The following is a 14,784-nucleotide window of genomic DNA, read 5'->3' as shown; positions in this document are numbered from 1 at the left end:
GCTATTTTTGTATCCAAAATAACATAATTTTACAAGAATTTCAAGTATTAACAAACAATTATTTTCTCTTTGAAAAGTAAAAAATCCATAATCCAATCAGCTATAGGCACTTTAGAGCTTGAAGCAGCTGCAATATTAAATGTTGCGAAAAACATTAACGGCGATTTTGAGAAAGTCGTATCAAGCATTCTAAATAGCAAAGGACGGGTGATTGTAACGGGCATAGGTAAAAGTGCAATTATCGCGCAGAAAATAGTGGCTACTTTTAATTCAACGGGTACGCCCGCTATTTTTATGCATGCTGCAGATGCGATCCATGGCGATTTGGGTATGATCCAAATGGATGATATTGTCATTTGCCTTTCCAAAAGCGGAAATACGCCTGAAATTAAAGTGCTTACCCCTTTATTGAAAACAGCTGGCAATTTACTGATTGGTATGGTTGGCGAATTGAATTCTTTTTTGGCAGAGCAGGCAGATCTGATTTTGAATACCGCTTTCGAAAAAGAGGCCTGTCCGCATAATTTGGCGCCAACAACCAGTACAACTGCGCAATTGGCATTGGGTGATGCTTTGGCCATTTGTTTGTTAGAATGTAGAGAGTTTAATGAATCTGATTTTGCAAAATATCACCCGGGTGGATCTTTAGGTAAAAAACTTTATTTAAAAGCACGTGATTTAGCCCTGTCTAACGAAAAACCAGCTATACATCCTTCTGCCTCAGTTAAAGATGTGCTGATCGAAATTAGTAAAAACCGTTTGGGGGCGGTAGCTGTTGTAGATAGCGACGATAAGGTACTGGGCATCATTACCGATGGCGATGTTAGGCGGATGTTGGAAAATAATACTACTATTGCAAACTTAAAAGCTGAGGATATTATGGGCAGAACACCAAAGAGCATACAATTCGATGCTTTAGCTGTCGATGCCCTGGATATTATTAAGCAAAACAATATTACCCAGTTGTTAGTTCTGGAACAAAATACTTACTTTGGCATCATCCATTTACACGATCTTTTGAATGAAGGCATTGTGTAATTTTAAATTATAAAATGAATAAAAACTACTATGCATTAATTATGGCCGGTGGCGTTGGAAGCCGCTTTTGGCCGGTGAGCAGAACAGAATATCCAAAACAATTCATAGATTTTTTCGGTGTCGGAAAAACCCTTATTCAAAGCACTTATGAAAGATTTCTGAATATCTGTCCCCCGGAAAATATATTTATCGTTACCAACGAAATTTATACCGGTCTGATTAAAGAGCAGTTACCACTGTTAACGGATAACCAGATTTTGGCCGAGCCTTTAATGAGAAATACAGCACCTTGTATAGCTTACGGAAGTTTAAAAATCGCAGAATTAAATCCTGATGCGACCATTGTGGTTGCGCCATCAGATCATACCATCGCTAATATTGATGGCTTTGTGGCATCCATTGAGCAATCTTTAGAAGCAGCATCCAAAAATGATTGTTTAATCACGTTGGGAATTAAACCTAACCGTCCGGATACCGGTTATGGTTATATTCAGCATACTGATTATGTGCTTAATACCGATACTGACCTGCATAAGGTTAAAACCTTTACCGAAAAGCCAAATTTAGATTTGGCTAAATCATTTATACAAAGTGGTGATTTTTTATGGAATGCCGGGATTTTTATCTGGTCTGCCAGGGCGATATTAAAGGCTTTCGAGAAACATCTGCCAGATATGTATGAGATATTTAATGTTGGAAGGGCTGAGTTAAATAAGGCCAGTGAAAAAGAATTTATCAATAATGCCTATTTCCAATGCACCAATATTTCAATAGATTTTGGAATTATGGAAAAGGCAGAAAACGTTTACGTACTTCCATCTGATTTCGGATGGTCTGATTTAGGTACCTGGGCGTCTATTTATGAAATGGCTGAAAAGGATTATGTGGGTAATGCCGTTATTCCTTCAGAACAGGTGCTGATGTTCGATTCATCAAATTGTATGGTAAATGTTCCAAAGGATAAATTGGTGATCTTACAAGGGCTGCATGATTATATTGTGGTTGAAAACAATAATATGCTTATGATCTGCCCTAGAGACGAAGAACAGAAGGTTAAAGAGTTTGTTGCGGAAGTTAAATCCAGATTTGGGAATAAGTTTATTTAAGGATGGATAATGTGGGATGTAAAATGGATGATGTGGCATAGTTTCATCATCCATTTTACATTTAAGCGTTTCCGGATCCATGAAACAAGTTCTGGATAACTGCTTCGATGGGATATTGCTATTGCCTGAATTGTCATTGCGAACTTTATTTCCGCGCATGCGCAAACCACAAAGTGCTCAGAAAGGCAAATCTTAAAGCGCTGGTCGTGAAATCACAGGTTAATCAAGATATATATCAACTTTCGATGACCGTAAAATGAAGTTCAAAGATGCTGAAATAAGTTCAGGATGATGGCCCTGGTTGAATTCCATCATCCATCTTCCCTTTTCCATTAAATTGCATTTACAGATCCTTAAACACGTTCAGGATGACGGATCTGGTTGAATTCCATTATCCATCTCCCCTTTTACATCTTACATTGTTATATCCTCTGCCTAACTGCCTCGTATAAAATTACCCCGGCAGCTACCGAAACATTTAATGATTCAATTTTTCCTGCCATAGGTATTTTAGCTAAATGATCTGCTACCCTCAAAAGGTCGTTAGAAATGCCTTCATCTTCTGAACCCATTATAATTGCTGTAGGCATGGTATAATCTGGGGCGTAAATAAAATCATTGGTTTTTTCAGTACAGGCCACAATCTGCAGACCACTCTCTTGCAGAAATAAACAGGTTTTATGCAGGTTGGCATGGCGGCAAATCGGAATGCTGAATAACGCCCCTGCAGAAGTTTTAATCGCATCTGCATTAATCTGTGCCGCATTTTTTAGCGGAACAACTATGGCGTGAACACCTACACAGGCAGCCGTACGTGCTATTGCACCCATGTTGCGCACGTCAGTTACGCTATCTAAAACCAGAATTAGCGGCACTTCGCCCTTTTCGAAAACAGCAGGAATAATGTCTTCAATATTTTGATAGGTAATTGGAGAAATGACAGCAATTACGCCCTGATGGTTTTTCTGAGACATGCGGTTTAGCTTTTCCACAGGAACCGAATTTAATGGTATAAGTGTATCCTTTAGAAGGGCTTTCAGCTCCAGAAAGAGTTCACCTCCCAAACCGCGTTGCTGATAAATGGTTTCAATGTCTCTTCCTGCTTTAACGGCTTCTATCACGGCCCTGATGCCGAATACAAACTCATTATTCTCTTTTGCCCTTTGCGGTCTTCTAAAATTATCCATGTTTCAAAATTGTTAGGCAAAAGTATTCAATTAAAATGTTTTGACCCCAAACAATATGTAGCTTATTAACATTTAATTGTTTAAAATTTTTAAAGCCTCATAAATGCGATAAAATTTAATTTGATTATCCCTCAATTTGTTAACAAACGGCTAGTAACTATTCAAACAACCCCATCAAAATTTGCTTACTTTTGTAGAATGAGTATCGATAACGAACAAGGCGGAAAGAGTAGCATGACTGCTAGAAAAAGCAGGTTAAGTAACACCATAAGTTCACAGGGGAAAATCCCCCCACAGGCATTAGACCTGGAAGAAGCTGTTTTAGGTGCATTGATGCTCGAAAAAGATGCACTCTCAGCGGTAATTGACGTTTTAAAGCCAGAGGTTTTTTATAATATCGCACATCAGAAAATTTTTGAAGCGATCCATATCCTTTTCCAGAAATCGAAACCGGTAGATATTTTAACGGTAACCGCCGAGCTCCGTACTTTAGGAGCCTTAGAAGTGGTTGGTGGCGCTTATTATATTACTCATTTAACCAACCGTGTTGCTTCGGCCGCCAATATTGAGTTTCATGCGCGTATTATTTCTCAGAAATATATTCAGCGTGAGCTGATCAGAATTTCGACGGAAATCATTACCAATGCATACGAAGATACCACAGATATCTTCGACTTATTGGATCAGGCTGAAAAAGGCCTTTTTGAAATCGCCCAGAATAACCTGCGTAGAGATACACAAAAAATGGACGATATCGTTAAACAATCACTGGCTACACTCGAAGAACTCCGTACCAAAACCGATGGTTTAACTGGCGTGCCAACCGGGTTTACCGGGCTGGACCGTATTACCGGAGGTTGGCAAAAGCAGGATCTGGTTATTATTGCTGCGCGTCCGGCGATGGGAAAAACCGCATTCGTATTAACCTGTGCACGTAACGCTACTGTTGATTTCCAAAGACCTTGTGTCGTATTCTCGCTGGAGATGTCTTCAGTTCAGCTGGTAAATCGTTTAATTTCAGGAGAAGCAGAAATCGAGCAGGAAAAAATCAGGAAAGGAAATTTACAGGAATGGGAATGGCAGCAGTTACACAGCAAAATTGGACGTTTAACCGAAGCGCCGCTATTAATTGATGATACACCTGCATTAAATATTTTCGAGTTCAGGGCAAAATGCCGGAGACTAAAATCACAATACGATATCCAATTGGTTATTGTCGATTACTTGCAGTTGATGCATGGTAAAGGTGAAGGAAAAGGCGGTGGTAACCGTGAGCAGGAAATCGGTAGTATTTCAAGGGCACTTAAGTCGGTTGCAAAAGAACTGGATGTTCCGGTGCTGGCATTATCGCAGTTAAGTCGTGCGGTAGAGAGTAGGCCTGGTTTACAGGGAAAACGGCCTATGCTGTCTGATTTACGTGAGTCGGGTTCTATTGAACAGGATGCGGATATGGTATTGTTCTTATACCGGCCAGAATATTATGGTATTACCGAAGATGAGCAGGGACGATCACAGGCTGGTATCGGTGAGGTAATCATTGCGAAACACCGTAATGGTGAAACCGGAATCGTACCGCTTAAATTTGTGGGTAAATTTGTTAAGTTCCAGGATCTGGAAGATGATTTCAATGCGCCGCCAAATTCATTTGCTGCCGATCCTTCCGCTGGAATGTATCCATCTCAGGATTTTGAAAAACAAAGCAATGTGATTATCCGTCCTTCAAAAATGGACGACTACAATGACGATGATCCACCTTTTTAATCATCTTTAATCGTGATTCGAGCATAGGAGAAATTTTTGGTTATGATGATCCTAAAAGATCGGTATTTATAAAAAAGAAGCTGTATCATAAGTGCAGTTGTCATCCTGAGCTTGTCGAAGGACCATGTTTTAATTGCTCTAAAGACCTTTCGACAGGCTCAACCTGACAAAAAAAAGGTAAAGTTACAAATCATGACACAGCTTCTTTTATGTAAGAAATGTCTTTCCTATAAATCGAAAAGCAGGCCAGCATTAAAACTCGATCGGTTTGTCCTGACCTGGTAACCTTGATTTTGTTTAAAAAGATCGGTAAGGCCGGATTGTCCGTCAAGTTCCAGTAAAACCTTTACTTTATTGGCTACAGGTAACTTTACACCTATACCCAGGTCAATGCCAATATCTCTGTTATGGATAAAATTCTTTAAATCGGTATTGAATTTTGTTTCGTTCGCATTCAATAAAATCCCGAAATATGGCCCGAAGTTCAGGTACCAATTTCTTTTTTTTCCAAAATGCCAGTTCGCCATTACAGGGATAGTCAAATAGTTAATGCGGTAATCTGTAACAAAGCTTTGCCCGTTATCCAAATTGGTGATGTAGCCACTGTCCCAACCTTTTTGATCATAACCAATCTTAGCTTTAATGCTCCACCTGTCTGAAAAGAAGTAGTCGCCAACAGCTGTAAGGTTAAAGCCATTTCTGTAATCGCTGTTTGTTTGGCTACTGGTTGATACGGTAGCGAGGTTAAATCCGGCATGTAGTGCCAATTCCAGACTGTTTTTTTCTTGTGCCGATGCGGTTATGCCGAAGCCGGCAACTAATAAAAGCGTTAATAGTTTCTTCATTGTTTGATCTGATTTAAATTTTGATGAAGATAAAACTAAAAAACAAGTTATTGAAGAACGGACTGTATTCTGAAAAAAAATGTTAAGAGTTAAAGGATGTATCCTATAAGAATGCCTGCTATTACGATAACCGGCGGACTTATTTTAGTGAAATTAAGCAATAGAAATGTACCGAGCATAATTCCCAGAAACAACCAGTTAAAGCCTATTGGAATCAATAACAGCACAAAAGCAGCAATAATAAATCCTACACTAACTGCATTAATGCCCGAAAGGCTATGGCGGATCCTGGAAATCTTTTTCAGATCATCCCAAAAAGGCACAATGAATAACACGAGGATAAGGCCGGGTAAATTAATCCCGATTACGCCGATCAATCCACCTAAAATCTGCCCCCATAATCCATATCCAAAATTCTTCATGCTTAGTGCGCCCAAATAGCTCGTAAAAGAAAACGTTGGTCCAGGTAAGGCTTGCTGTAGCGCGAAACCTGATAAAAACCCGGATGAAGGAAGGTAATGTTTCATCTCTACAAACTCGGTAAACATTAGCGGAACCAGCACCTGCCCTCCTCCAAAAACCAATATTCCGTTACGGTAAAAGTTCTCCAGTAAACGGATGGGTAAACTAAAGGGAGAGGTTCTGTTTATAATTGCGCCTACCAATGCAAACAAAAGTAAAGCACCAAGAAAGTAAACCAGTTTTCGGGGATTGATATTCGAAAAAAGTTTTACCCTTAACTCCGTTTCCTCTTTTGGTGTTTCAATAGCCGAAGAGATCATTCCTCCTATCAATATCGACAACGGAAATACATAAGCATTTCTTAAAACCAATGTGGCAATAACCGAGGCAATAGCTAAAAATATAGAAACCTCTGATGATAAAACTTTTTTGCCAAGTTTCCAGGCACCATAAGCAACAATACCGAGTGCAATGGGCTGAATATATTCTAAAACATAACTAAACTTCTGTTTTTGATCGAGCAAGGCGTAACTGATGGCAGCTAAAGTCATTATCGTTGCGGTGGGTAATATCCAGATCAGGAAAGTGATAATGGCCAGCTTGAGCTTTCCAACCTTCCAGGCTATGCCAACCAGGGTTTGTGTCGATGCTGGTCCGGGAAGTACCTGTGCCAAGGCATTCAACTCTAAAAGTTCTTCCTCTGAAATAAACTTAGCACTCTGCACAAAATATTTTAGCAACAAGGCCAGATGCGCCTGTGCGCCACCAAAAGAAGTGAAGGTGAAAAAAATTACATTCCGGATAAACAGCAACTGTCTTTTAGCAGCGATGGGTTTGTTTTGCATTAATTTAAACTGATAAGGTTAACTGAATGCAGTTAACTGACAACTGTAAACTGAGAATTTTAAACTGACAACTGTAAACTGACAACTGTAAACTGAAGATCTGCCTAGTCATCCTCATAATCTAATCCCGCGGCTGTATTATACGCGCCCTGCAATTCTGAAAAGGCGTGCATATCTCTTTTATTTCGGGCTACCTGCATCCCCTTTTGATAAATTTCGATTGCTTTCTCTTTTTGATCGTCTTTTTCCAATAACTTGCCTAAATGGTAATAGGTACCTACATAATCAGGATGTTTATCCGTTAACTGAAGGTAAAAAGAATAGGCTTTTTCTTTATCATTTTGAGCATTATACTCTGTGGCTAAGGCATATAGTATAAATGGATCGTTTGGATCGCTTTCTAAAAATTCCAATAACTTACTTAAACGGGTGGATGACATTTTATTTCCTTGCTTTTTTAATTAAATTTGCAGAAAGACCTTATATAATAATCATATCGTATATGGACTGATCGATAGCTAAACAATTTTAGTTCGAGATCGTTCATAACAATAAAACCACTATTAACATATGAAAATATTAGTTTGTATCAGTAACGTGCCAGACACAACGACAAAAATAACTTTTACTAATGATAATACCGAATTCAATACGGCAGGAGTTCAATATATTGTTAATCCATACGATGAAATCGCTTTATCACGCGCAATTGAGTTAACTGAAGGTGGAAAAGGAACGGTAACCGTGATCAATGTTGGCGAAGCAGCTAATGACCCAACCATCAGAAAAGCCCTTGCAATTGGTGCTGATGATGCGGTTCGGATAAATGCAGCACCGAGAGATGCTTATTTCGTGGCTAAACAAATTGCTGAATATGCAAAGGACAAAGATTTTAATCTTATTTTAACGGGTCGCGAATCAATCGACTATAATGGTAATCAGGTTGCCGCTATGGTTGGCGAATTTTTGGATATTCCTTCGGTATCTATTATCAAAAAATTAGCTATTGATGGAGATACAGCAACAATTGAACGTGAAATTGAAGGTGGTAAAGAAGTTTTAACTGTTTCGGGCAAATTTATTGCCAGCTGTGCTGAAGGTGTGGCGGAACCTAAAATCCCGAATATGCGTGGTATTATGAGCGCCAGAACGAAACCATTGAATGTGGTAGATGCAGTTGATGCTGAAGAAGTAACCAAAGTTATTAAATATGAAACCCCTGCTCCGCGTGGAACGGTAAAATTAATTCCTGCAGATCAAACGGAAGAGCTGATCAGCTTGTTGCACAGCGAGGCCAAAGTAATTTAATTGGCAGTTTGATGTTTTCAGTTGCCAGTTTACAGAGATAACAAATAGAATATTTCATTAAAATAAAGTCCCCTTTACGGGGTTACAGGATAAATATATGTCAGTATTAGTATATGTAGAACAAGCTGAGGGAAAATTTAAGAAGTCGGTTTTTGAAGCTGTATCTTATGCCAAAGCCATTGCCGATCAACAGTCAACCAATTTAACTGCTATTTCTATTGGCGATGTAGCCGACAGTGAATTGAAAGAATTAGGTAAATACGGTGCATCAAAAGTGCTAAATGTAAGTGCCGATCAGTTAAAGACCTTTGTAAATCAAGCTTATGCAAGTGTTATAGCTGCAGCAGCAGAAAAAGAAGGTGCAGATATTGTTGTGCTGTCTAATTCCTTTTCTGGTAAGGGTTTAGCACCGCGTATTGCAGTAAAACTTAAAGCAGGTTTAGCCGATGGAGCGGTAGAATTGCCAGGTACAGATGGGAAGTTTGCGGTTAAGAAAACAGCTTTCTCTGGTAAAGCATTCGCCATTACCGAGTTAACATCAACCAATAAAGTAATTGCTTTAAATCCTAATGCGTTTGGTGTGAAAGAAAATGCTACCGATGCAGCGATAGAAACTTTTACTGCAGATGTGAAACAATCAGATTTAGGAACGGTTATAAAAGAGATTGTCAGGGCAACCGATAAAGTATCATTACCTGATGCAGAATTGGTCGTTTCAGCAGGCAGAGGTTTAAAAGGACCTGAAAACTGGGGAATGATCGAAGAATTAGCTGGTTTATTAGGCGCTGCTACAGCCTGCTCTAAGCCAGTATCAGACGCAGATTGGAGACCGCATTCAGAACACGTTGGTCAAACCGGTATTGCAATTAGTCCTAACCTTTATATAGCAATTGGTATTTCCGGCGCTATCCAGCACCTGGCGGGTGTGAGTTCATCAAAAGTAATTGTTGTCATCAATAAAGATCCGGAAGCGCCTTTCTTTAAAGTAGCAGATTATGGTATTGTTGGCGATGCTTTTGAAGTTGTACCAAAATTAATTGAGGCATTAAAAGCACATAAAGGATAATACCTTATAGACCTTATCGGTTTTTAAAAACCGATAAGGTCTTATCACAAATATGAAAAAAGTTAAATTAGATATTGTAGGTTTATCTTACAGCCAGACGCAATCTGGTGCGTATGCCCTGGTTTTAGGAGAAGTAAACGGGCGTCGGCGCTTACCGATTATTATTGGTGCATTTGAGGCACAGGCGATAGCGATAGAAATTGAGAAAATGACTCCTAGCCGGCCATTAACGCACGATTTATTTAAATCAATGGCTGATACTTTTCATATCGGTATCAAAGAAATTATCATATACAATTTGGTTGATGGTGTTTTTTATGCAAAGTTGATCTGTAGTGATGGTAAAAACACACATGAGGTTGATGCCAGAACTTCAGATGCTATTGCTCTGGCTGTTCGCTTTAATGCCATGATTTACACTTACGAATTTATCCTGGCTTCTGCAGGAATTGTAATCGAAGGCAATGACTTTCTTTTCCTCGAAAATATGGATTCTATTGCAAAAGAACATGAAACCGAAAACTTGTCAGGCTCAACGCAGCAACCGGGCTTTGGTGATTTAACATTAGACGAACTTCAGCAAAAACTACAGGAAGCCATTGCCGAAGAAGCCTACGAAAGAGCCGCAAGATTAAGAGATGAATTGAACAAACGCAGTAAATCCTGATACCGGCGTGCTTAAAATGTTCATCCTTTCAAAAGCTCTTGATTTTTTTTTCTCAAATCCCATTTGTAAAAGCTAAATTCTAAAATGATCCGAATTAATTAAAATAATTTGGGTTCATTTTGGATTATCATTCAAAATAATTCTATATTCAGCTTTTACTTTCAATCATTCAAACTAAAGTATTATTATGAATGTTAAGTTTCGCTTAACTATAATGAGTTTCATGCAATTCTTTGTATGGGCTGCCTGGTTAATTACAATTGCAAATTATTGGTTTGGGACCAAACAATGGGATGGTGCAGATTTTGGAATCATTTTCTCCACCATGGGTATTGCATCGCTGTTTATGCCTACCATTACCGGTATTTTAGCCGATAAGTGGATCAATGCAGAAAAACTTTATGCTATCTTGCATCTTCTATACGCCGCAACCATGTTTTACCTTCCGCAGGTAGATAATCCCCATACTTTTTTCTGGGTAATATTGGTAGCCATGTGTTTTTATATGCCAACCATAGCGCTGAGTAACTCCATCAGTTACACCACTTTAAAAAACGGCAATTTCGATGTGATCAAAGACTTTCCGCCAATCAGGGTTTGGGGTACCATCGGTTTTATTGCCGCCATGTGGATAACCAATTTAACCGGCAATAAAGCCAGTGCCAACCAATTTTATATTGCAGGTATAAGTGCTTTATTGTTGGGTATATATTCTTTTACGCTACCCGCTTGTAAGCCTTTAAACTTAATCAGCGATAAAAAAACATTTGCACAAAAACTTGGACTGGAATCCTTTAAGCTCTTTGCCGACTACAAGATGGCCTTGTTTTTTATCTTTTCGATGTTCTTGGGTGCAGCTTTACAGTTAACCAATGCTTATGGTGATGTTTTTCTGGATGAATTTAAATTATTTCCTGTTTTTGCGGAGTCATTCGTAATTAAGTATTCTACCATTATTTTATCGATTTCGCAAGTGTCAGAAACGCTTTTTATCCTGGCTATCCCCTTCTTTTTGAAAAGATTTGGAATTAAGTGGGTTATTGCCATTGCCATGTTTGCCTGGGTGCTACGTTTTGGATTATTTGCCTATGGCGATCCATCAACCAATCTATGGATGATCATCATTTCATGTATTGTGTATGGAATGGCATTTGATTTCTTTAATATTTCAGGGTCGTTGTTTGTCGAAACATCAACCGCTCCTAAAATCCGTTCTTCTGCACAGGGCTTGTTTATGATGATGACCAATGGTTTTGGTGCCGTTTTTGGCAGTTTGGTTTCAGGCTGGATGATTAGCCGTTTCTTTACAACATATTACCATACCATCGGATCGCTATCCAAATATGTTAAAAGCGAAGAAGACAACGTGCATCTGCTTAAATTTCTTAAAAATAAAGGGATTGATGTACTACCAAATGGCGAACTGAGCCGGGCGCTGGATGTAAAAGACTGGCATAACATCTGGTTAACCTTTACCATTTACGTACTCATAATTGCCATTATCTTTGTTGTCACTTTTAAACACAAACATACCCGAGCCGAACTCGAAGTCATTAACCATTTATAATTTGCGATTAGCCTCTTATGTCAGCTGGTAAATATAGAAAAGAACACAATTGCTTAAACTGCGGTGCTCATGTTGAGAAACATTATTGTAGCGATTGTGGTCAACCGAATTTAGAATTAAAAGAAAGTTTCTGGACTTTTATAAGTCATAGTATTGCCCATTATTTTCATTTCGACAATAAGTTTTTTCAAACGCTGGTCCCTCTCCTAACCAAACCAGGTAAAGTTACACTTGATTATCTGGCTGGTAAAAGAGCCCGGTATATCAATCCGGTAAGCATGTACATTTTTGTTTCCATTGTCTATTTTTTGGTGGTATACTCTCCAAAGCATGTAGAAAAGGATCCCGATCATGGTCATATCGACATTGAAGAAAAAAAGGGTGCAAATGTTTCCGACAGTGTAAATAAAGCACTAAAACTCACAGGTATATCTAAAGAAATTGCAATCAAAGCTACAATATCAATTAATAAAGCAATCAAAAAGAAAGAATTCATAGAACTTGGTTTTGCTGATCAAGAGAAGGAATTAAAAAGACTTAACGCAGAAAATGCCAAACTCAAATCCGATTCCCTTAGCGATATTATTGATGAGTACAACGATATTCATATCGAACGGAACGATAGCACCTATGCGGCTTATCTGTCAAGACAAAAAAAACTCCCTGTTTCAAAACAGGATAGCTGGTACGATAGATTGATTAAAAAAAGAGCAATTACCCTTGGAGAAAAATCAGAAGTCATTCAGGAAACCCTTGAACATAACCGGCCTAAACAATATTTTTTATTGATGCCATTGCTGGCCTGGTTTATTATGCTCAATTTCAGGAAAAATCATATCTATTATCTTGATCACCTGATTTTCACCATCCATGGTATGATGGTTTATTTTATCGTCTCGATAATCACCCAGCCTGTAATGAAGCATGTTTTCGGTGAAGATTCCTTCATGAGTAAAATTATAGCGGTGTGTGTGACGATATTTTTATTCTGGTACATGTTTAAGGCGCTTACCATTTTTTATCAACGAAAAACATGGAGTACCATTTTTAAAATATTCTGGATCTTGATCTTGTATGCTGTGGCATTTAAGCTAACTGAAATGGTGATGATCAATTTAATTTATTATGTAGCGACTTAGTTTATCATCATCTCAACGAGAACGCAGTGAAATGAAGAGATCTATTTAGAGCAGATTTCTCGGCTACCTTGCGCTCTGCTCAAGACGAATCTGATCACGCAAATTCGTGGTTCTGAACTTGTTTTACGAGTAGAAATGATATTTTCAATGGCCTTATGTCTATTTTGTGGTCAGCATCTTATTGTTGAACCACCTTTCTATAAAGACCCTGAAACAAGTTCAGGGTGACGACCGTTTCCTGTAAGTCGGCAACAAACCTAAATTATAGCAAATTATTAATTGAATTCAGGTTTTTATCACTTAAACATTGTTTAAAGATCTCTCGACTGCGTTGCACTTCGCTTGAGATGACGCATAAAACCAAAAAAAACCACCCGGATTCGGGTGGTTTTTTATCTTTTTTTTGAAATTATTTTCTGTCTTTAAGTTCAACAAATTCCCTGTCGGTTTCGCCAACGTAAATCTGACGTGGGCGACCAATCGGTTCTTTGTTTTCGTGCATTTCCTTCCACTGTGCAATCCATCCTGGTAAACGGCCTAAAGCAAATAACACCGTGAACATTTCGGATGGGAAACCCAATGCACGATAAATAATACCTGAATAAAAATCCACATTCGGATATAATTTACGGTCAATGAAGTATTGATCCGTTAAAGCTGCCTCTTCTAATTTTTTAGCAATTTCTAAAATCGGATCATCAATACCTAAGTTCTCTAAAATATCATCACAAGCTTTTTTAATGATTTTAGCTCTTGGATCGAAGTTTTTGTACACCCTGTGTCCAAAGCCCATCATGCGGAACGGATCGTTTTTGTCTTTAGCTTTTGCAATCCACTTTTCTGTATCACCACCGTCAGCTTTGATCAATTCAAGCATATCAATTACAGCCTGGTTAGCACCGCCATGCAATGGTCCCCACAGCGCGGCAATACCAGCAGCAACTGAAGCATATAAATTACAATCTGAAGAGCCTACAATACGAACGGTTGACGCAGAACAGTTTTGCTCGTGATCGGCATGCAGAATCAGCAATTTATTCAAGGCATTTACCACGATAGGATTCACATCATAATCCTCCGTACGTTGGCCAAACGTCATCCAAAGGAAGTTGGTTACATAATCATATTTATTTTTTGGATAAATAAGCGGGTGACCTAATGACTTTTTGTAAACGAAGGAAACAATGGTTGGAAATTTAGCCAGGAGCTTAATTATGGTTAAATTCTGCTCTTCTGCAGTTTGATTTGGCTTTAAGCATTCCGGATAAAACGTTGACAACGAGAAGATCAGTGAGCCGAGTTGCCCCATAGGATGAGATCTTGACGGATAACCATCAAAAAATTTCTTCATATCCTCGTGGATGAGCGTATGTTTACTGATTTCGGCCTGTAGCTCTTCTAACTGGGGCTGTGTAGGAAGATCGCCATAAATAATCAGATAAATCACTTCCAAAAAACTTGATTTTGCTGCAAGTTCTTCAATAGCGTATCCCCTATATTTTAAAATGCCTTTTTCACCATCTAAAAAAGTGATTTTACTTTTTGTAGAACCAGTATTTTTAAAACCAGTATCTAAAGTTACAAAGCCTGTTGAATCTCTTAATTTCGAAATATCTATGGCCTTTTCATCTTCTGTTCCTGTTATTACTGGCAATTCTACTGTCTTACCATCAACTTTTATCTCTGCAATATCTGACATATTATTGTATTGTGTTTATAGCTTTCTAAATTATATAAAATTAATATACATGCATAACAAATCTGTTAAATTAATATGAATAATTGGTCAAAAT

At 38.4% G+C, this 14,784-nt stretch carries 13 protein-coding genes; 8 read left to right on the top strand and 5 right to left on the bottom strand.

The genetic code is table 11. From position 1 onward, the window contains the following. Positions 1-69: 69 nt before the first annotated feature. The gene (locus tag ACFE6N_RS12725; RefSeq protein ID WP_378936978.1) at positions 70-1,038 is read left to right on the top strand and encodes an SIS domain-containing protein; all 969 of its coding nucleotides are present in this window, start codon (positions 70-72) and stop codon (positions 1,036-1,038) included. Positions 1,039-1,052: 14 nt separating this feature from the next. Then, the gene (locus ACFE6N_RS12720; protein WP_378936976.1) at positions 1,053-2,144 is read left to right on the top strand and encodes a mannose-1-phosphate guanylyltransferase; all 1,092 of its coding nucleotides are present in this window, start codon (positions 1,053-1,055) and stop codon (positions 2,142-2,144) included. A 422-nt stretch (positions 2,145-2,566) separates the two neighbouring features. Here ACFE6N_RS12720 and rlmB read toward each other — a convergent pair whose 3' ends face one another. Continuing rightward, positions 2,567-3,331 carry a 23S rRNA (guanosine(2251)-2'-O)-methyltransferase RlmB gene (rlmB, locus tag ACFE6N_RS12715; RefSeq protein ID WP_090979083.1) on the bottom strand — a complete coding sequence of 255 codons (765 nt, stop codon included), beginning with the start codon at positions 3,329-3,331 and terminating at the stop codon, positions 2,567-2,569. 198 nt (positions 3,332-3,529) lie between these two features. Between rlmB and dnaB the strand changes: the two genes are divergently transcribed. Next, positions 3,530-5,092: a replicative DNA helicase gene (dnaB, locus tag ACFE6N_RS12710; RefSeq protein WP_378936974.1), complete on the top strand. Its 1,563-nt coding sequence runs from the start codon at positions 3,530-3,532 to the stop codon at positions 5,090-5,092. A 227-nt stretch (positions 5,093-5,319) separates the two neighbouring features. Here dnaB and ACFE6N_RS12705 read toward each other — a convergent pair whose 3' ends face one another. The 3 genes from ACFE6N_RS12705 to ACFE6N_RS12695 all read right to left on the bottom strand — a co-directional run bounded on the left by ACFE6N_RS12705 (position 5,320) and on the right by ACFE6N_RS12695 (position 7,684). After that, a complete protein-coding gene (locus ACFE6N_RS12705; protein ID WP_378936971.1) occupies positions 5,320-5,937 on the bottom strand; it encodes a porin family protein in 618 nt (205 codons plus the stop codon). 89 nt (positions 5,938-6,026) lie between these two features. Continuing rightward, complete coding sequence (chrA, locus tag ACFE6N_RS12700) at positions 6,027-7,244, bottom strand: chromate efflux transporter (protein WP_378936969.1); 1,218 nt, start codon at positions 7,242-7,244, stop codon at positions 6,027-6,029. A 104-nt stretch (positions 7,245-7,348) separates the two neighbouring features. Further along, positions 7,349-7,684, bottom strand: coding sequence for a tetratricopeptide repeat protein (locus tag ACFE6N_RS12695; RefSeq protein WP_090979096.1), 336 nt, complete (start codon positions 7,682-7,684; stop codon positions 7,349-7,351). A gap of 130 nt (positions 7,685-7,814) precedes the next feature. Between ACFE6N_RS12695 and ACFE6N_RS12690 the strand changes: the two genes are divergently transcribed. The 5 genes from ACFE6N_RS12690 (at position 7,815) to ACFE6N_RS12670 (ending at position 12,991) form a co-directional block, all read left to right on the top strand. After that, entirely contained in the window at positions 7,815-8,552 is a 738-nt protein-coding gene (locus tag ACFE6N_RS12690) for an electron transfer flavoprotein subunit beta/FixA family protein (RefSeq protein WP_378936967.1), read from the top strand. A gap of 97 nt (positions 8,553-8,649) precedes the next feature. Further along, on the top strand, positions 8,650-9,618 hold the full coding sequence (locus ACFE6N_RS12685) for an electron transfer flavoprotein subunit alpha/FixB family protein (protein ID WP_378936965.1): 969 nt from the start codon (positions 8,650-8,652) through the stop codon (positions 9,616-9,618). A 52-nt stretch (positions 9,619-9,670) separates the two neighbouring features. After that, positions 9,671-10,285: a bifunctional nuclease family protein gene (locus tag ACFE6N_RS12680; protein WP_090979106.1), complete on the top strand. Its 615-nt coding sequence runs from the start codon at positions 9,671-9,673 to the stop codon at positions 10,283-10,285. Between the two features lie 187 nt (positions 10,286-10,472). Continuing rightward, positions 10,473-11,852, top strand: coding sequence for a nucleoside permease (locus tag ACFE6N_RS12675; protein ID WP_378936961.1), 1,380 nt, complete (start codon positions 10,473-10,475; stop codon positions 11,850-11,852). A gap of 17 nt (positions 11,853-11,869) precedes the next feature. Beyond that, a complete protein-coding gene (locus tag ACFE6N_RS12670; RefSeq protein ID WP_378936959.1) occupies positions 11,870-12,991 on the top strand; it encodes a DUF3667 domain-containing protein in 1,122 nt (373 codons plus the stop codon). 409 nt (positions 12,992-13,400) lie between these two features. Here ACFE6N_RS12670 and ACFE6N_RS12665 read toward each other — a convergent pair whose 3' ends face one another. Next, complete coding sequence (locus tag ACFE6N_RS12665; protein WP_378936957.1) at positions 13,401-14,690, bottom strand: citrate synthase; 1,290 nt, start codon at positions 14,688-14,690, stop codon at positions 13,401-13,403. Positions 14,691-14,784: the final 94 nt, after the last annotated feature.

This window comes from Pedobacter sp. BG31 (genome assembly GCF_042464845.1).
GTDB classification, from domain to species: domain Bacteria; phylum Bacteroidota; class Bacteroidia; order Sphingobacteriales; family Sphingobacteriaceae; genus Pedobacter; species Pedobacter suwonensis.
Note: the sequence above shows the minus strand (reverse complement) of the source record. Positions and strands in the feature narration are given on the sequence as shown.

What these genes read in the sequence shown, in the direction of transcription:
- ACFE6N_RS12720 (WP_378936976.1), top strand. Translation starts at nt 1,053, where the DNA reads ATGAATAAAAACTACTATGCATTAATTATGGCCGGTGGCGTTGGAAGC.
- rlmB (WP_090979083.1), bottom strand. Translation starts at nt 3,331, where the DNA reads ATGGATAATTTTAGAAGACCGCAAAGGGCAAAAGAGAATAATGAGTTT.
- dnaB (WP_378936974.1), top strand. Translation starts at nt 3,530, where the DNA reads ATGAGTATCGATAACGAACAAGGCGGAAAGAGTAGCATGACTGCTAGA.
- ACFE6N_RS12705 (WP_378936971.1), bottom strand. Translation starts at nt 5,937, where the DNA reads ATGAAGAAACTATTAACGCTTTTATTAGTTGCCGGCTTCGGCATAACC.
- chrA (WP_378936969.1), bottom strand. Translation starts at nt 7,244, where the DNA reads ATGCAAAACAAACCCATCGCTGCTAAAAGACAGTTGCTGTTTATCCGG.
- ACFE6N_RS12695 (WP_090979096.1), bottom strand. Translation starts at nt 7,684, where the DNA reads ATGTCATCCACCCGTTTAAGTAAGTTATTGGAATTTTTAGAAAGCGAT.
- ACFE6N_RS12690 (WP_378936967.1), top strand. Translation starts at nt 7,815, where the DNA reads ATGAAAATATTAGTTTGTATCAGTAACGTGCCAGACACAACGACAAAA.
- ACFE6N_RS12685 (WP_378936965.1), top strand. Translation starts at nt 8,650, where the DNA reads ATGTCAGTATTAGTATATGTAGAACAAGCTGAGGGAAAATTTAAGAAG.
- ACFE6N_RS12680 (WP_090979106.1), top strand. Translation starts at nt 9,671, where the DNA reads ATGAAAAAAGTTAAATTAGATATTGTAGGTTTATCTTACAGCCAGACG.
- ACFE6N_RS12675 (WP_378936961.1), top strand. Translation starts at nt 10,473, where the DNA reads ATGAATGTTAAGTTTCGCTTAACTATAATGAGTTTCATGCAATTCTTT.
- ACFE6N_RS12670 (WP_378936959.1), top strand. Translation starts at nt 11,870, where the DNA reads ATGTCAGCTGGTAAATATAGAAAAGAACACAATTGCTTAAACTGCGGT.
- ACFE6N_RS12665 (WP_378936957.1), bottom strand. Translation starts at nt 14,690, where the DNA reads ATGTCAGATATTGCAGAGATAAAAGTTGATGGTAAGACAGTAGAATTG.